Source organism: Psychrobacter sp. CX21 (genome assembly GCF_057396255.1).
This window is the reverse complement of record NZ_JBXYJG010000020.1, coordinates 23389-42297: the sequence shown is the minus strand read 5'-3', so window position 1 is coordinate 42297 and position 18909 is coordinate 23389. Positions and strand designations below refer to the sequence as shown.

Sequence of the window (18909 nt, the reverse complement as noted above, 5' to 3'; positions counted from 1 at the left end):
CCATACCTATTAATAGATACAAACAATCCCAACTTCATTTTTAGCATTCTTAATCAGCAAAAATCCACACAAGTTGTTCTTTAGTTCTAGCTTTTAAATAATGACTAGCTTGTCGTCCAAGACTAGTTGTGCTATAAAGTTATTAGCCTCTTCAATTTGAAGTGCTGTAAGCTTTAGTAGCGAGCCGTCTAGTATATAAATTATTATATATTCTGTCAAGCTTTATTTTATTCTTTATCAAAACATTTTTCTCTATGTCTATCTGACTTAGTTCATGTTGTCCTGATGAGGTGCGTATTATACGCGGTTTGTATCTGCTGTCAAGGGTATGAATTGATTTATTTTTGGTTTGTTGTATCTAACCTTGCTTAAAATACCTCGCACCCACTCTCAGCTAAACCTTTGTTTTAATACAAATTTTAGATGTACCAATTAGGTTTTTCTCTTAACAGGTGGCTAGTATATAGGGTTTATTTCTCTGGTCAATAGGTTAGGGTCAATAGGTTGATTGATGCTTAATTTTATTAGGCTTTTATTCATTGTGCATTATCCTATCGCCCTATACTTCTTACCTCTCACTTCTTCCTATTTGGCTTAGCTATTAAGCATCATGTAGTATTTAATGTGCTATTTCACATGCTATATATATTATAAGTATTAAATAGGATCTATATCAAAGGAGATATTAGCTAAGACTCGATAGTTGGCCTGTGATGGTTAACTACGATGACACTATATAAAAAACTCTGATGCCACCGCTAGCCCTGATTGCAGCGGATATACTACATGAGTGAACGAGGTACGATGGCTTAGTTTGGCTAGGCTCGCGAAGCAAGAGACTTGCCAAATGTTAGCCATCGCGTTATTCACTTATGTAGATAGTAGCGAAAAGCAGGAATAGCTATAAAAACGGACAAAAAATCGTTTATAATAGGATGAATGACGACTTATAAACTGGCTTTAAGGTCGGTTTTTTTGTTTAAATGGTTGTCTTTATTGTTTTCATCACAATTATATGTGTTTTATGATCATTTCTTTATTTGCATTATAGATTATTTGGATTCGAGATTATGGTTGCAATTACTTTACCTGATGGCAGTGTAAAAGAGTTCGACGGTGCGACAACAGTGATGCAGGTCGCTGAAAGTATTGGCCCAGGCCTTGCAAAAGCGACAATTGCAGGACGTGTGGATGGCAAACTCGTGGATGCCTGTGATCCTATCACGACTGACGCTAGGGTTGAGATTGTAACCGCACGTGAGCAAGATGGCTTGGATATTATCCGCCATTCGACTGCGCATTTATTAGGTCATGCGGTTAAACAGTTGTATCCAAACGTGAAAATGGTCATCGGTCCAGTTATTGATGATGGTTTTTATTACGATATATATAGTGAAAAGCCATTTACACCAGATGATATGGCCGCCATTGAAAAGCGTATGGCTGAGCTGATTAAACAAAATTATGATGTCATCAAAAAAATGACCCCACGTGATGAAGCGATTAAAATCTTTGAAGAACGTGGTGAAGATTATAAGTTAAAGCTTATTGAAGATATGCCTGAGGAAAAAGAGCTGGGCTTATATCACCATCAAGAATATGTTGATATGTGCCGTGGCCCACACGTACCCAATACCCGCTTTTTGAAAGTATTTAAATTGATGAAAATGAGCGGTGCTTACTGGCGCGGTGATGCTAAAAATGAGCAGCTTCAGCGTATCTATGGCACGGCGTGGGCAGATAAGAAAGAGCTTAAAGCCTATATCCAGCGTATTGAAGAAGCTGAAAAACGTGACCATCGTAAGATTGGTCGTGCTTTAGATTTGTTCCATTTACAAGAGCAAGCACCGGGCATGGTGTTCTGGCATCCAAATGGCTGGACTATGTATCAAGTGCTTGAGCAGTATATGCGTAAAATTCAGCAAGATAATGGTTATCTTGAGATTAAGACGCCACAAGTTGTTGATAGAGCACTTTGGGAGAAATCAGGTCACTGGGATAACTATGCTGAAAATATGTTTACTACCCACAGTGAAAACCGTGATTACGCCATTAAGCCTATGAACTGCCCTTGTCACGTGCAAGTGTTTAATCAGGGCCTAAAGTCTTACCGCGACTTGCCATTACGTTTGGCTGAGTTTGGCTCATGCCACCGTAATGAGCCTTCTGGCGCTTTACACGGCATCATGCGTGTTCGCGGCTTTACTCAAGATGATGCGCATATCTTTTGTACCAATGAACAAATTGGTAAAGAGGCATCTGACTTTATCAAACTAACACTTGATGTTTATAAAGACTTTGGTTTCGATAACATCGAGATGAAGCTATCTACTCGTCCTGAAAAGCGTGTTGGTGCCGATGAGCTTTGGGATGCCGCTGAAAAATCACTTGCTGAAGCCCTTGATGATGCAGGTCTTGAGTGGGAGCTTCAAGAGGGAGAAGGCGCTTTTTATGGTCCTAAAATTGAATTTAGTCTTCGTGACTCTATTGGCCGTGTTTGGCAGTGCGGTACGTTACAGCTTGACTTTAACTTACCAACGCGCCTAAAAGCTGAGTTCATTAACGAGCAAGGCGAGCGTGACACACCTGTCATGTTGCACCGCGCTATCTTAGGCTCGTTTGAGCGCTTCCTTGGTATGCTCATTGAGCATTATGCAGGTTGGATGCCTGTGTGGTTATCACCGCAGCAAGTTGTGGTCATGAACATCACTGATAAACAAGCGCCTACTTGCGAAAATGTGGTCAGTGAGCTAAAAAATGCAGGCATACGTGCTATTAGTGACTTGCGTAATGAAAAAATTGGATTTAAGATACGAGAAAGAACATTAGAACGTATCCCTTATATGCTAGTATTAGGGGATAAAGAAGTTGAGTCAGGACAAGTAAACGTACGTACTCGTGAAGGCGAGAACCTTGGCGTGATGTCTGTGACCGATTTTATTGATTTAGTCAAAAAAGCAGTTGACCAAAAGGGTCGACTAACAACAAAAACTGATGAGGAGTAATACCTATTAAACAGTCAAACCGTTTGAACATCAACGAAGAGATCCAGCAAAAAGAAGTTCGTCTAGTCAAAGAAGACGGCGAACAGATGGGTGTTGTTGATATTGAAACTGCCCGTAAAGCGGCTCGTGATGACAATCTAGATTTGGTTGAATTAGTACCAGACGCTAAACCGCCTGTTTGTAAAATCATGGACTACAAGCGTTACTTGTATGACCAGAAACAAAAGGCGAAAGAGGCTAAGAAAAACCAGAAGCAAACTCAGCTTAAAGAAATGAAGCTACGTCCAAGTACTGATGAAGCAGATTACCAAGTAAAACTGCGTAAAATTATCAGCTTCTTGGAAGATCAAGATAAGGTTAAGGTAACGATTCGTTTCCGTGGGCGTGAGATGGCTCACCAAGACCTTGGTCGTCAGCAGCTTGAGCGTATCATTGAAGATACCGCTGAGATATCAAATGTCGAACAGCATCCTAAAATGGAAGGCCGTCAGATGGGTATGCTACTTGGCCCAACACGTAAAAAGTAAACGTATTTGATTACTCAGCAATAGGCTTTGTCATAAGGTCTGCGCCACTGCTAAGGTATAACCGTTTGGTAGGCCCTACTGGTATGATAGTTAACAAAATAGCACCACCAATTTGCAGTAGCAGATTGGTGGTTTTTTGTTTAAGCAAAATATTGTGTGATATTTACAGTATTGCACGCTGTCTTAACCCTGTTAACAAGATAACTTAAATCTAAACTTAGGTTGCTTACGCTACCGTTAAGTCTGTTTACTTTTAATTAATACCATATATGCGCAGTTTCTTGTACCATCTAATTTACTAAGAAAACAAATCCCAATACCTATTAAGAGGTTTATCTCGATTATTAAAATACGACAGCTTCCATAGAAGAGGCTATTAATCCTATAATTTAGCAACAACTTTACTTTAATCATTGATAAGGATATTTTATGCAAGAACTGACACCACCAGAGAATGCCAGCAGCCCATCTATCAGCTTAACACCGCCTGAACCCGTTAAAGAAGTTCCTACTAGTGAAGCGGACCAGATGGTTAAGCTTGATACCAATCAGATACCTGAGCTTGACGCTAAGGTAGATGCCTTTGTTAATCATGTTCTCACTAACCCCGTTCAAAGTAGCGAGTTTAAAGAGAACGTACAGTCTATTCACAACTTGGGTAATAAAGAGATTCGTGAATCAGCTCAAGTATCGAATCGCATGCTGGAGTTACCTGCTAAAAGCTTGGATAAAGGTCTATTTGATAACTCCCCTATCGCAAAGTCATTAACTGAGCTTCGCGGTATCGTTGAGGACTTAGACCCAAGCAAAAAACAGTTGACCAGCTCGCGTAAACTGTTTGGACTGATTCCTATGGGCAACAAAGTACAAGACTACTTCCGCCAGTATGAGTCGTCACAGTCGCATATTAACGCTGTTGTAACCAGTCTTTATAATGGTAAAGATGAATTGCTCAAAGACAATGCGATGATTGAGCAAGAGAAGGTTAATATGTGGAACCTGATGCAGTCGTTGCGCCAATACATTTATGTAGGCAAAAATATTGATGAACAATTAGAGCAAAAGGTCTATGAGATTGAAGCGACTGACCCGGAAAAAGCCCGTATTATTAAAGAAGAAATGCTGTTTTATGTGCGTCAAAAAAATACTGACTTCTTAACCCAACTGGCGGTTAACGTACAAGGTTACCTGGCTTTAGATACCATTCGCAAAAACAATCTGGAGCTTATTAAAGGTGTCGATCGTGCCACCACCACCACAGTTTCTGCATTACGTACAGCTGTCGTCGTTGCTCAAGCCATGACCAATCAAAAACTGGTACTAGATCAAATCAGCGCGCTTAACAAAACGACCAGCAGCCTGATTGAATCAACCTCTGCGATGATGAAGCGTCAATCGACTGAAATTCATGAACAGGCTTCCAATAGCACTATCGAACTTGATAAGCTACAAAGCGCTTTTAACAATGTGTATGAAACCATGGATATGATAAGCGACTATAAGGTTAAAGCGCTAGATAGTATGAAAACCACTGTTGACTCACTCACTCATGAGGTTGATAAAGCTCAAAAATACTTAGATAAAACCAATCAGACTACAGTGCTTGAGGTATCTAAAGAAATCGATACTAAGAAGATCACTCATCAAAGCAGCACCAACTCTAATACCGTTGATGTTGATCTATAGCGGATATAAATCCAAAAAAAGTATAAGTTTAAACTCTTATGCTCTACTTCAAGTTAAAAAATGAGAAACAAAAAAAGCCCCGCTAACTTAATAGCGGGGCTTTTCAATCTAAAACGATTTATCTATTAAATTAGATAAAGCTCAATTAGATTTTACCTACTAGATCTAAGCTTGGCTTAAGAGTATCTTGACCTTGTTCCCAAGCAGCTGGACATACTTCACCGTCGTTTTCACGAACGTACTGAGCAGCTTTCACTTTACGAACTAAGTCTTTTGCACTACGGCCGATACCGCCAGCATGGATTTCAGCAACTTGGATCTTACCATCTGGATCTATAACAAACGTACCACGCTCTGCAAGACCAGATTCTTCGATCATGACGTTGAAGCCACGAGTGATACGGCCCGTTGGATCACCAATCATTGGGAACTGAACTTTACCGATCGCTTCTGAAGAATCATGCCATGCTTTGTGAGTGAAGTGAGTATCAGTTGATACTGAGTATACTTCTACACCTAGACCTTTAAGCTCTTCATACTGAGCTGCCATGTCTTCAAGTTCAGTTGGGCAAACAAACGTGAAGTCTGCTGGATAGAACATGAATATAGCCCAGTTACCTTTTACATCGTCAGAAGTAACAGTTTTGAACTCACCATTAACGTAAGCTTCAGCTGAAAACTCAGGGATTTCTTGATCAATAATAGATGCCATCTTTTCGGCTCCTTTTTAAGTGGGTTTAAGTGAATTTTATTATTACTTATTAAATCTAGTTTAACCTAATACGCCAATATGATAACTAATTAACATTAAACCTATCATAATTTTATAGTCAATAAATGCTACATATTTATTTTTCATAACCTGAACACTACCGACTATATTAAACATCTTAGTATTTATCTATTACCCGCTTGTAATCATCATTGATATCAGATTAAAACGTGCGTACTGGCTAACTACATTTATGATTGTAGCAAATGCAGATGTTTAGTATAGTTTAAACCTTTTAACTTGATGTTTTGTTTTATAAAACATAAAATCTAATGGGTACATACCGAATACAATACTAAAAATCACATAACCAACAAGCTGCTCTATAATTATAGATGGACACTACTATCTTGCTTTTCAAGACTTAGCCATTATATGTGCCGTGCTATGATTATGAACTACGGCTATAATCTGCTTAGCGTATTGAGATTTATATCCTTTAAGCAATTTCAGCTCTTTGAACAATAATAATAAACCAATAAGAGATTTTAAATGATTACACTAAGACAATTAGAGTTTGCACTCGCCGTTGCCAAGCACCGCCACTTTAAACGTGCCGCTGAAGAGTGCAATATTTCACAGTCAGCACTCAGCTTAGGTATCGCTGAGCTTGAAAAACAGCTTGATACACAAATATTTGAACGTAATAATAAGCAGGTATTGATTACCCCTATTGGTGAAGAGATTTTGACCCGTGCACAGCGTGTGTTCTCAGAAATACATGACTTAACAACGCGCGCGCACAGCCACCAAACGCCCTTAGCATACCCTATGAAAGTCGGTATGATTCCAACCATTGCCCCTTATATACTACCCAAAATACTGCCTGAATTAAAAGCGCAATATCCCAATTTTCGCTTAACTGTTATTGAGCAGCAAACTGAGCGTCTTTTGGAGCAGGTTCGCTATGGTCATATTGATACGGCTATTATTGCTCTTCCTTATGCTGTCGATGGGCTGCATACTTTTGAATTTTGGCAAGAGGATTTCTTTGCGATATTTCCAAAAGATAATCCTCTTGCTAAGCTTAAAAATATTAGTGCCGATCAGCTAGGCGATGCCAACCTGATGCTACTAGGAGAAGGACACTGTTTGACAGATCAAGCCTTGTCTGTCTGCTCATTCGACCGCGATGAATTCAAATCAAACTTCTCAGATGCAAGCTTAAACACATTGATTCAAATGGCATTGGCTGGTATGGGAACAACGTTAATCCCTGAAATGGCATTAAAACAAGTACATCGCCAAAATAATGAAGTAATCTCTGTTCCTTTGTCTGAGGCAGGCCCACATCGCCGTATCGCATTTGTGACTCGTTTAAATTATGCTCGTGTCGATGATGTGAACTTGTTAGGCCAGATATTCAAAAGTGCGCTAGAGGCAGATTATAAGCAGAATCATTAGTGCCAGCTTACTCTCCTTTCTTGTGCGCTTATAGCTTTAAAACACGACTATAGATATAAATATAAGGTGGCAAAAGCGATGATCAATTCAAGCGATATGACTCGTAATAAACTTGAGCATCGTTTTGCCACTTTAATATCACAAGTAGCTCAACTCAAGATGCTCGAAATACCGCTGTCGAGTGACCGCACCTTAATCTACGATAAGTCAAACACTTGGATACAAGCTCTGTGGCAAGAGATATCAAACCACTATACAGAGCAGCACCGTTATTATCATACGCTGACCCATATTGAGTCACTGCTAAATCACTTAAATATTCATAAAAGTAATATTAATAACATTGATGCGGTAGAACTGGCTATTTGGTATCACGACATCATCTACGACCCTACTCGTTCTGATAATGAACAAAAAAGTGCAGACTATTTCAAGCAGTCCTTACAATCTCGATTACCAATCAGCTTGATAGACCAAGTAGCATCGCTGATTATCATGACGGCTAAACATCGAGTGGGCACTCAGTTAGATAAAGATAATCATAAAGAGGTTTCTAAAAGAGACGCTAAGTATTTCTTAGATATGGACTTAGCAATTTTGGGCATAGATTGGTCTAACTACCATACTTACACAGAGTATGTTCGGCTTGAATATGCCCATGTGAATGATAATGATTTTAGTAAGGGTAGAAAGACAGTTCTTGAAAGCTTCTTAGAGAGAAAGCGGTTGTATTTTACTGATGATTTTTATTATAAGTATGAGCAACAAGCACGTGATAATATAAAGCACGAAATCGAAATGCTGTCTCATTAAGATGTAAGAGCAAAGCTAAGAAAGCTAATCAACATCTCCCGACTTACCCGCTAGCATATCATGCCAGCGTTTATATTCTGGCATAGACCGCTTCACATGCGCCCAAAAAGCAGGACTGTGATTGGCTTGATGCAGATGACACAGCTCATGCACAATCACATACTCAGTGCATTCAATAGGATAGGCAGGCAAATAGACAGACAACCAAACTCGCTTTGCTCGAGTATTACAGCTCCCCCAGCGTGTTTTCATCTTCTTAATGCGCATCTCATTGGCATAAGCACCGACGATAGGTTGCCACTTGTTAAACAAAGCGGGCATGACATTATCAAGCTCATGTCGATACCAGCGCAGCCGCTCCTCCTCACCCATAATCAGACCTTGAGTCTCGCCCCACAGTTTCACTGGCATTATCGGATTTGCATTATTGTTTGCTGGTGCCAATCCTTTTTCCTGCTTCATTTTCTGACGCTTGAGTAGCTTCGCATGCTGATTAATAGCCCAGTCCACACGCTGCGCTAATGAGTGAATAATGTCAACATTTTTGACATAGTGCGGTGCAGATACCGAAAGCTGATGCGGCTTTAACCTAAAGTTAATATTTTTAACTCGCTTTCTTGTGATAGTCAGCTCAATACCTGCTTCAGCAAATAGCTCAAGCAAAGAGCTGTATACAGCTTCTTCATGACTTGAAAGAGGACTTGTATGCTTCGGCTTTTGATTAAATATCATGACTTTCCGTTTTTTTTCGGCTAATAGCGCTCAAGCTTAGTACAGTATTGAGATGATTATCAAAAGCGTAAGGTTGATGAACTTTATCTGCTTGGATACTAGGGGCTTTTGCCGACATATCACAGCTTAACTGCGTTAAATACCCCTGCCCATCACTAACTAAAAAGCAAGGTGTATTTTTATCCACCGTCTCATCTTTATTCATATCAAAAACAGCAACCCCTGCACAATCTGCTAAGTCTGTTTCATCAACCAACTGTCGAGTGCTCAAGTCAAAAATAGCCGCACAGCCACCTATCGGACTGGTTACGCAAACAAGATTAGCAGTCGATTCTACTGCGACACTGGCGATATAGTGATGGAATCGATGCCAACCTTTGTTATCCGTAGTAGGTATCTGCAATGGATTTAGCTCAGCCTCGCCGCGTCGATGAGTCAATACCATAGGCACACTAAGATAGCGTTCACCTTGAAACTGTATGGCCACTATCACAGTGCCATCTTCATGCATTGCTAAATGACGCACACTCATCTGATTATGTTCTGGGTATATTTGTTCTAGCAACTCACCGTTATGGCGATTTAGATAAACCAGCGATGGCTGCATACTGTCCAAGTTTAGCTCTTCACGAGAAGCTCTTTCTGTTTTGATACCGCCATTAGCAATAACCAGAGTTTCGCCGTCTGTATGCATCAAAAGCTCATGTGACCCGATACCATGCGCTGCAAACTCATCAACCTTGCGGTAATATTCTTGCACATCATAGACACCAATAACACCACTAAAATCGGTGGTATTATTCTCAGTGACGTACAACAAGTCCCCTGCCATGGTATAACAGGCATGACCATAAAAATGTCGGTCTTTTTGTGCCAAGATACGATGAATAATATCTCCTGTTTGAACATCTAATATCCAAAAACACTCACTCGGTCGACGCCCCATCACTGCGACATGACGATTTTGATTCAATACGGATCCAGTCAGCTGTGGCTTTGACTTAGGTTTTGGCTGGATCAATATATCATGAACACGCTCGGGCATCGTGGTTTGCCAAATAATTTGACGTGCATCATTAATTGCAACCACAGCAAAGTCATTGGTCTCTATATCAGCAACCCCACTTATCCAGTCAGGTAATTTAATAGAAGGTGGATTAGAGGAGACTGACTGGTGGTATGGATGTTTATTAGCGTGATCAAACACCTGAAACTCAGACGCTTCATTCATACCCAGCTTATGCTTAACGCCCTGTAGGTAATCAAGTAGACTGACATCGGGATTATACTGCTTTCGTCCCAAGTGATGCGCACCCACTAAAGCAATTGTGCCTAGACTAGATAGCACCAATGTTTTAGCGCTGGCTTTAATCACATTAGTATCAATACGCATCATTAATCGCCATCCGTACTGTTGAACCCTACTTGTACCCCAAGCGCTGGCATTAATTGGTGTTTTATAACTTGAGTAAGCTTAGTTAGCTTATCATATAAAGTTTTTTGATTATCTGGTGTGTCAGTAGCAATATCTTCTGGCATTTGCGCTAATAAAGCAGACGTTTCTGCTAAGACGGTAGATAACTCATCAGCCACGGTGTCTTGTCCGCCTTCATTTAAAATAGTAACAAGCTTAACGTCAGTCAGTGCTTTATTCAACGCCGCTACCTTAGCGGTAATAATCTCTCGACTTTGACCTGCAGCTTGGGCGGGAAGATGTCCTTTTTTATTACCTGTTAAGCCAAGCGGTTGATCCAGCGATCTACTTTTGGTGGTTTCTACCAATGATAAGATAGAATTAATCCAATAATTCATCCCCTTTTTATGACTACCTTCTTGTATGCCTAATAACAGTTCAGGTTGCTCTTCCCAAGCTTGTAATACGCTTTCTAAACGGATGGTAAGTGCTTCACTAGCGCTCTGCACGTACTGACACTGTGCTTCATTTAATGTATCATTACTATAAAGCACCTCTTCTAACCCTGGAATACCTTGTACAATAGCACTTTCAGATGCCAACTGCTTAGCTGTTAGACCTGGGTTAGCCTCTATTAAATCGATCACCCCTTGATGGACAAGCCCACGCTCATCAGGGTAATAATTAATATAAAGATTGCTCATGCTATCCATTGCAGGGCCAAAGTTTACAATCTCAGCACGCGCCCAAGCTTTTGCAAGATATAGCCATTGCTCTCTAAGCTGTTGCAACGACTGTTGCTCCACTGTACTGCTAGTTGCACACTGTTTGATAGCCAGCTCATTAAGCTTACGGCTTTGAGCGACCACATCTTTATAAACGTTTACTATTTGAGTATCTGTAACATGTTTGGCGTACTGCTCGGCAGTATCTGGCGCTATATCAATCGCCTGAACCTGATTACTCTTGTCTGACGCTTCAGATACAAGCTTCTCCTTAGACTCAGAATCAGTCGCTGTATTTTGTACGTCATCGTTTGGTTTGCTACAGCTGATTAGCACGCCTGCACTTACAGCAGATAGAAGCATCGCAGCCAGTTGATGTTTTTTCATAATATTTCCAAAGTTATCGATATTGTTTAGTCATTAAGCTCAATAAGTTGTCTGATATTTGAATGTTCAACAGACCCTAATATTAAAGTCAGCACATATTTTTTGATTAGCGAATAATGATATTAGCAGCGATTACTGTTCTTAATTTATATGGATTTAAAAACTATAATGACTGTAAGAACGCTTCTAATTCACTGCGGCCTTGTTCATCTAGGCTTAATACTTGTTGCTTATGAGGCTCAGCCTCACCGCCATGCCATAATACCGCTTCCATAAGCGTCCGTGCACGTCCATCGTGCAAAAAAGTTGCTTGAGAGTCGACGGTTTTAGCCAAACCAATGCCCCACAAAGCAGGCGTGCGCCACTCATGAGACGTTGCCAAAAACTCCACTTGCATATCTTTTGGTGCAACTTTTCCTGAAATAGTACGATCCGCTAAGTCCTCACCCATATCATGTAGCAGTAAATCGGTATAAGGATAAATGACCTGACCATGCTGCTCTAAATTATCATCTTGACCTGTAGGTAACTGATAACGCGGTGTATGACACTCCTGACACCCCATGTCATAAAAGTGTTTTTTACCCGCTAAAACGGTTTTATCATCTGCATTGCGCCGGTTCGGGACTGCTAAATTTTTGGTATAAAATTCGACAAATCTTGCGACTTCATCACTAACTTCAACCGGTGACTTTCCATCACCTTGATCATCTGCACCGGTAGGCGCAGCTAAGCATTCAGGTTGGTTTTTGGTGCAAGACTCTATGGGCCGGATACGTGATGTCAGCCCCATATCCTCATTAAAAGCACTCATATTCTGGGTCAGCAGACGGGTTTGACCCGCTTTCCAGCCAAATCGTCCCAATGCTTTTTGACCTGTCTGAGGGTCAATAACCACATTATATTTACCACTTATGCCGTCTTTATTTCCGTCAATTTCATCCGCCTGACCTTTAATTGCCTCACCAGGTATGTACTCAAGTAGTCCTAGGCCAATCATAGGCAGTGCAACTCTTGGCGACACCATAAGCGCATCATCAAAGGCGCCATAGCCAGAATTTTTTAATTGAAGATCTGGTCGACGTAGCGTCACCACATGACCATCGTCGAATGTAACTGATTCATCATGCCAGGTTACAGCTATTTTAGCTTCAGCTGGCACGCCTTGGATACCTCGATCTTGTAGTTGTCCACCATATACGGGGTGGGGTACTTTTTCAATTTCAGAGTTTTGCAGCGCTTGTTGAAGCTCAGAGGTGGTAGCTGGCATAGCTAAGCGTATCAGCAAACTGTCTGCGCTATCTTCTGCATTGATAGGCGCATGCCCGCGACCGTCTTTAATATGACACGATTGACAAGCGGCTACATTAAATAAAGCACCAAGGCCATCGCGACTATCTGTGCTTGAAGGTGCGACTACCCAAGGCTGTTTAAAAAATGCATTCCCAATGAAGAAGTCACCTTTACGTGACGGAGTAATATTTGAAGATGGCTTGGAGTAGCTTTCAGTTGAGGTTATATTGATTCCGGTATCGCCGCCTTGTTTGATCTCTTGTGGATCAAAATCCACAAGCTGATCATAAGGGACACCTGCAAGTGACTCAATCTGCTGCTGCATATCGCTCATGCTATTTTCAGTCTTATTAATTTCTTGCTTAGCAATATTTGTGTCTTCACTGGGCTGACAGCCAATTAAGACCATCACTGACAATGCTAATAACGTTTTGTTTGAACATCGCTTTACAGACACTTTTGATGCGTCACTATCACTTGCTTGGTGCTCATTTCGATGATGCTCGCTATGAGGATATGTCATTTTGTTGCCCTTTATACAGCGTAACTAATTAGTGGGTTATGAGCATTAGTCAGTTATGCACAGTTTACTAAACAAAAAAACGTTACCAGCTATACACTGGTAACGTGTCTTATATTCACTTAAACTCAATGTGTATCCTAGAACCATTACTCCTAGGATAACTATAAAATCTATCCATTCTTTTCTTCAAACTTTAGTTAATAAACGATTATCAACGCTGTTGTTTCATTTATTATCTATTTATAAATACTTAAATTTTAAAATACTATTAAAACTATACGATTAAAACTGTGACCCTGTATCAGCATCTAGATTATCAATACCAATTGATTTAGCAGCTTCCTCGAGCGCTCCTGTTAATGATTTGAGATCATTAATAGCGGATTCAATCCATGCACGGCGAGTGGCTTGCTCATCTGCTGAGACATTCATTGTCGCTGCTTGACTACCTGTCGCAATCATTTGATCCACTTTAATGCCATTGTTTTCTGCTTGATCAACAATAGTACTAAAGCTTGACTCTACTTTATCAAACTCAGCTTCTAGGTTCTGTGCAGACTCAGATTCACCTGCATCTATCAAGAATTGTTTAATGCCATAGCCGCCAACATTATCACCAGAAACAGTTTGGTATTGACCATGGAATATATTATCAATACCACGAGCATTATTGGCATAGCTTAAATGCGTTAAATCACTAAAGCATTCGTGCTCATCTTCTGTTGACCCTGTGACAAAAGCTACCTGCATACGCTCTGACGCAAGTTCACCTAAAGCGAGGCTACCCATTTGATAAAATAGTTGACGAACTGCATTATCGCCGCCACGTGCCATTAAATCACTACGTAAGGTATTTTCAGAATTTGGCTGCCATTCAGCCACCATGTCTTCTAAGTCATTTACTAAAAGCTGTGCGGCGGCTTGTAAATACGCGCCACGCTTTTGACAAATAGCAGGATCAACAGAATTGCCTTCGCCACTTGTACAGTTCTCATCTGTCATATAGTCAGTAACTGGTCTATTACCTGCCCCTTCACCAACACCATTTGTATCTTGGCCCCAAAGCAGAAACTCTATAGCATGATAACCAGTGGTGACATTAGCTTCACTACCGCCAATCTCATTCATTTCAGCTAACATTTCAGGGGTTAAATTGGTGGTGTCTTGCTCAATACTACCGACAGTGAGAACATCTGAATTAATGATATTATCTTTGCTATTATACTCGCCAGCATAGTCATCAGACACATAATCAATTAGCGCTTCATCGAGTGGCCAGGCATTAACTTGACCTTCCCAGCCATCAACGCTACCTATAACACGGTTATCGTTTTCACTAACAAACCCTTCATCAAAACGAAAAACTTCGGTCTGAGAATATGGCTGACGAGCAGCTTTGTATGCAGCTTTAGCAGCAGACAAATTAGCTTCTGTCGGTGCTGCTACAAAGGCATCAATCGCAGCTTGTAACTCTTTGGCTTCACTCAATGAATCTTCATAACCTGCTTGAGCCATATCAGCATAACTGATCAACAACTTTTCTACTGAGGCTTTATCATAATCATTAGCAGTAGTCGCTGTAGTTTCGGTATAAGAGGTGACATCAGCCGTTTCAGTGACTGTCGTGGCTTCTTTCTCATCCGATTTAGTACAGCTTGATAAAGCGAATGGTCCAAGCAATGCTAATAGTATTGCTGTTGCTAATTTTGATCTGATCATAGGTTTTGAAATTGTTGATGCCATATACTATTCTCTTTTGTGTACTATTCTCGGTTGTAGGAAAAAGCTATTTATAAGCCCATAATGTTTTAATGGTTATGAGAAGTATAATCTTATTGATAACCATTATCAATAAAAATTTAACATAAAAAAAGACCAGCAGAAAGCTGGTCTTTTTATTGACTCATATTTACTATAACAATTTTGTTTAAAACCAGTACATTTCAAAATATAACTAAAATATATCTGTTAACTATGGCTCAACAGCTCAATATGAACTAAGCCTAATCTTAAGCTAAACTAAACATAGCTTTTAGAATGGGTATTGAAATATACTGAAATTATAAGTATTAACCAATGTTAAAATTATCTTAAGTTTTGTGGCGCATTTAATTTAATTTCAACACGGCGATTCTGCATTCTACCGTCCGCAGTACTGTTAGAAGCGATTGGTTGATTTTGACCAAAGCCCATAGTTTGGATGCGGCTACGTGACACACCTTGATTCATCAAGTAGTTAGCCACAGATTGTGCACGGCGCTGTGATAAATCTTGGTTATAAGATGGGTTACCAGTACTATCTGTATGACCCATTACGGTAACGGTAGTTTGGTTATACTCGTTTAATGTATTAGAAAGTTTGTTAAGGGTATTATAAAATGAACCGTTAATATTCGTGCTATCGTGAGCAAAGGTAATATTACCTGGCATAATTAAGTCAATATTACCTTGACCATCATGCTCTACTTCGACACCAGTACCCGCCATATCCTGCTCAAGTTGTCTTTGCTGTCTTTCCATGTATGTACCAACAGCGCCACCAAGTACAGCGCCAATAGCAGCATCACGACCTGTTTTTTCGCCACCAGTTGCTTTAGAAATACCTGCACCAGCAGCTGCGCCGCCCAATGCACCCAATACACCTTTATTTATACGTTGTTCGCCTGTATTTGGATCAGTTGTACAACCTGCTAGTGCAAGACCAGAAGCTAAAGTAGCAATCATTAATTTATTTTTCATAATTATGAGTCCTTAATAATAGTTAATTTACTTAACTTTCTAAATCTAACTAAATCTAACTTTATAAAAAGTTATGCAAGCTCGTTTATTGTAAATCATCACTTATTTCTAAATTTGACAAATCAAACTAAACGTAGTGTTGTTCAATGTTGTTGTCTAAAATAATGATGTTATTGTAAAAGTCTTGATAACTAGATCGTATATACTTAATCATAGATATAGAAAGTATTTATATAAAATCTTACAAATAATTCATTAATTATTATGCCTATTGATATTTGTCTATGTGTAATAATTTGTGGGTTTGCTGTATTAGCTATATTTAGACTGGGTCAACCTAAATTTAAGAATAAAGAGTTATCAATAGTGTTTATCGCAATGTTTTTAATGAGTTAAAAACAGTTTAAAAGAAATTATAATTAAAAGATGACTAATATAAATGATTGTTATTTTATCAACCCTTGGTTTACAATTGTAAACTAATAACAATCGTTATTTATATCATTTAATAGCTTATAACTTATTTGCTAAACTTAACCCCACGTGAATTGATAGTTTTAACAATAAGAATCAAACCTTAAAAATAGTAATTTATAATAACTTTTAATCATTATTCAACCCTCTATCCCATTTATTCTCCATCTTCAAACTGACTACTGCGGTGACCTATGAAAATTAAAAAAATCTATCAACGTCTACATAACAAAGCACCCTTATTAGGTAAAGCGACATCTTTTGCTACGGCAGCAGGTGTGATTGGTGCTAACACCCTAGTTGTTGGTTTACCGTTATGGCTAATGGGAATGACCAAAGTTGCGACGGGGGTTAGCGTTGCTGACAAAACGGTCATAAAAATAGCTAAGCATTGGATCCAAACTAACAACAAGCTCATCGATAACGTTTTGCCTGAAAAAGATTGGCGTATTGAGATGCCTGATGATTTATCCGAAGACAAACAATATTTGTTAATCAGTAATCATTTAACGTGGGTAGATACCAGTATTATTCAGTACATTAGTCAAGACCGTCTGCCTCTAACCCGCTTTTTTACCAAATATAATCTGATTTATATTCCATTTATTGGACAAGCATTTTATTTTTTAGACTTTCCCATGATGAAGCGGCATACTAAAAAAGAAATCGCTGAAAATCCAAGCTTAAAAGATCGGGACATCTTAGAAGCAAAACGTGCTTGCGAGTTGTTAAAAGACAAACCCTTTGCTCTATTAAACTACCTCGAAGGAACTCGCTATACGCCTGCTAAAAGCAAAGCGCAAAACTCCCCTTTTAAGCACTTATTAAAACCAAGAGCAGGTGGCATATCTCTTGCTATCCAAGCCCTAGGTCCTCAGATAGATGGTATTTTAGACATGACCATTGTCTATCCAGATGGCAATCCTTCTTACACCGATTTGTGGAAAGGTAATATAAAACGGCTAGGCATTAATTTAAGACGCATTGAAATCCCACAAGAGCTATTTAAAGCGATTGAGGATGGTGATTATAATAACGATGACTCTATTAAACAAATGATGTATAGCTGGCTTGATGAGCTATGGACAGAAAAAGATAAGTTAATTGCACAAATGAAAGCAGATTTTGAGAATTCGGCAATATTGTAAGCCAGCTAGTATCGTAATCTTGCTAGTACCATAAGTCTGCTAGTATTCACACTGAGCTTGCTAAGGGTCAATGGGCATTCTAAAATAGATTTCGTTTTATCATTAGACTGTTATTAAATTAAGAATGAACTTTAAATTACAAGGTTAAGTAACCGTATGGGCGATCCGAACACCCCTATTAATGACCCACACCTAACAACTAGCTTATCTGAGGGCAATCATAATGAGCAACCGCCTTTAAGAAGTAAAACAGCGGTTAAGCTGTCACTACTGTATGACATCATCATGCTCATCGTGATTGTCATTGATTTATTTATCATAAGTCTTGATTTGCTCTTGATGAGTAAGTTTATGGCGCAGGTTGCTGAGTGGCTCAACCTGACCTCTTATTTAACTTATTATGTTGATCATTTGCATAATCCGCTACGGGTGTTAGGCGGCTTTTTTACTATATTTTTGATTGTCGAGCTGACATTGCGCTGGCTACTGTCTATCATTCGTAAAGATTATTCCCGTTGGTTCTTCTTTCCATTCGCACACTGGTATGAAGTGCTAGGCTGCTTTCCACAGCTTAGAGCTTTACGGCTATTGCGTGCCTTTTTTATCGGCCGAAAACTCTATCAGCTAGGCTATAAGGTATTGCCGCAGAAATGGATTGAAAAAGGCATGTTTTATTATGATGTTGTTTTTGAAGAATTATCTGATCGGGTGATTTTGACTGCAACAGGTAACCTTCGTCAGCAATTTGCGGATGAACAGGCCAATCAGCGTTTTATTGAGGAGACATTTAATAAAAATCGTCCCAAGATTCAAGCCATGATTTCCTCCATGTTAAAGCAAGAAGTGTCCCAGCATATTCAGCAATTAGGCAATGGCAAAGCTGCAGATGAATTGTCGTCAAAAATGGGTGAAGCGATTGAAGAGGCACTCGATAATACTCCAGAATTAAGACGTTATTTGCGCCTTATTCCAATCGCTGGCAGCATGATAGAAAATCAATTGCATACCATCAGTCATAATATTGCTGAGCAAACCACCAAGGCGGCATTAGGTCACTTGACTCAACCTGAGATAACTGAGCTCATCATGGATGAAATAGCGAGTACTATTGCTAATATCAATCTTGAAAATCCAGAGCTAGACTCACTGGTATCGAGCATTATTGACGATGGTCTGACTGCGTTTGAAGAACAAGTTAAGGTTCAGCAGTGGAAACATCATGAACATCTGAGGTTTTGAGTGGTTGTAAGTTTTTGAAAAAATAGTA

Annotated in this window: 14 protein-coding genes; 7 read left to right on the top strand and 7 right to left on the bottom strand. The window is 39.5% G+C overall.

The window, feature by feature from the left end; genetic code table 11:
- Nucleotides 1-1070: 1070 nt before the first annotated feature.
- From thrS to AC2SLP_RS10625, 3 genes are all read left to right on the top strand, one after another.
- Complete coding sequence (gene thrS, locus AC2SLP_RS10635; RefSeq protein ID WP_486536646.1) at nt 1071-3005, top strand: threonine--tRNA ligase; 1935 nt, start codon at nt 1071-1073, stop codon at nt 3003-3005.
- 23 nt (nt 3006-3028) lie between these two features.
- Nucleotides 3029-3532, top strand: coding sequence for a translation initiation factor IF-3 (infC, locus tag AC2SLP_RS10630; protein ID WP_007395847.1), 504 nt, complete (start codon nt 3029-3031; stop codon nt 3530-3532).
- A 429-nt stretch (nt 3533-3961) separates the two neighbouring features.
- The gene (locus AC2SLP_RS10625; protein WP_486536645.1) at nt 3962-5218 is read left to right on the top strand and encodes a toxic anion resistance protein; all 1257 of its coding nucleotides are present in this window, start codon (nt 3962-3964) and stop codon (nt 5216-5218) included.
- 145 nt (nt 5219-5363) lie between these two features.
- Here AC2SLP_RS10625 and ahpC read toward each other — a convergent pair whose 3' ends face one another.
- The gene (gene ahpC / locus AC2SLP_RS10620) at nt 5364-5930 is read right to left on the bottom strand and encodes an alkyl hydroperoxide reductase subunit C (RefSeq protein ID WP_486536644.1); all 567 of its coding nucleotides are present in this window, start codon (nt 5928-5930) and stop codon (nt 5364-5366) included.
- 552 nt (nt 5931-6482) lie between these two features.
- On the opposite strand from ahpC, the gene AC2SLP_RS10615 reads away from it, so the two are divergent.
- Both AC2SLP_RS10615 and AC2SLP_RS10610 read left to right on the top strand, forming a co-directional pair.
- Entirely contained in the window at nt 6483-7394 is a 912-nt protein-coding gene (locus tag AC2SLP_RS10615) for a hydrogen peroxide-inducible genes activator (protein WP_486536643.1), read from the top strand.
- Nucleotides 7395-7472: 78 nt separating this feature from the next.
- The gene (locus tag AC2SLP_RS10610) at nt 7473-8207 is read left to right on the top strand and encodes an HD domain-containing protein (RefSeq protein WP_486536642.1); all 735 of its coding nucleotides are present in this window, start codon (nt 7473-7475) and stop codon (nt 8205-8207) included.
- A 24-nt stretch (nt 8208-8231) separates the two neighbouring features.
- On the opposite strand, the gene AC2SLP_RS10605 is transcribed toward AC2SLP_RS10610, so the two are convergent.
- From AC2SLP_RS10605 to AC2SLP_RS10580, 6 genes are all read right to left on the bottom strand, one after another.
- The gene (locus AC2SLP_RS10605) at nt 8232-8939 is read right to left on the bottom strand and encodes a M48 family metallopeptidase (protein ID WP_486536641.1); all 708 of its coding nucleotides are present in this window, start codon (nt 8937-8939) and stop codon (nt 8232-8234) included.
- Complete coding sequence (locus AC2SLP_RS10600; RefSeq protein ID WP_486536640.1) at nt 8929-10335, bottom strand: DUF1513 domain-containing protein; 1407 nt, start codon at nt 10333-10335, stop codon at nt 8929-8931. The genes AC2SLP_RS10605 and AC2SLP_RS10600 overlap by 11 nt, the downstream gene beginning before the upstream one ends.
- Nucleotides 10335-11465, bottom strand: a complete 1131-nt coding sequence (locus AC2SLP_RS10595; protein ID WP_486536639.1) for an imelysin family protein — start codon at nt 11463-11465, stop codon at nt 10335-10337. Before AC2SLP_RS10595 ends, AC2SLP_RS10600 begins: the two co-directional genes overlap by 1 nt.
- A gap of 163 nt (nt 11466-11628) precedes the next feature.
- Nucleotides 11629-13281, bottom strand: a complete 1653-nt coding sequence (locus tag AC2SLP_RS10590) for a di-heme oxidoreductase family protein (protein WP_486536638.1) — start codon at nt 13279-13281, stop codon at nt 11629-11631.
- A 282-nt stretch (nt 13282-13563) separates the two neighbouring features.
- Entirely contained in the window at nt 13564-15024 is a 1461-nt protein-coding gene (locus AC2SLP_RS10585; RefSeq protein ID WP_486536637.1) for an imelysin family protein, read from the bottom strand.
- 342 nt (nt 15025-15366) lie between these two features.
- Nucleotides 15367-16020 carry a YiaD family glycine zipper/OmpA-like lipoprotein gene (locus tag AC2SLP_RS10580; protein WP_486536636.1) on the bottom strand — a complete coding sequence of 218 codons (654 nt, stop codon included), beginning with the start codon at nt 16018-16020 and terminating at the stop codon, nt 15367-15369.
- Nucleotides 16021-16688: 668 nt separating this feature from the next.
- Between AC2SLP_RS10580 and AC2SLP_RS10575 the strand changes: the two genes are divergently transcribed.
- Nucleotides 16689-17642, top strand: a complete 954-nt coding sequence (locus tag AC2SLP_RS10575; RefSeq protein WP_486536635.1) for an acyltransferase — start codon at nt 16689-16691, stop codon at nt 17640-17642.
- Nucleotides 17643-17798: 156 nt separating this feature from the next.
- A complete protein-coding gene (locus AC2SLP_RS10570) occupies nt 17799-18881 on the top strand; it encodes a hypothetical protein (RefSeq protein ID WP_486536634.1) in 1083 nt (360 codons plus the stop codon).
- Nucleotides 18882-18909: the final 28 nt, after the last annotated feature.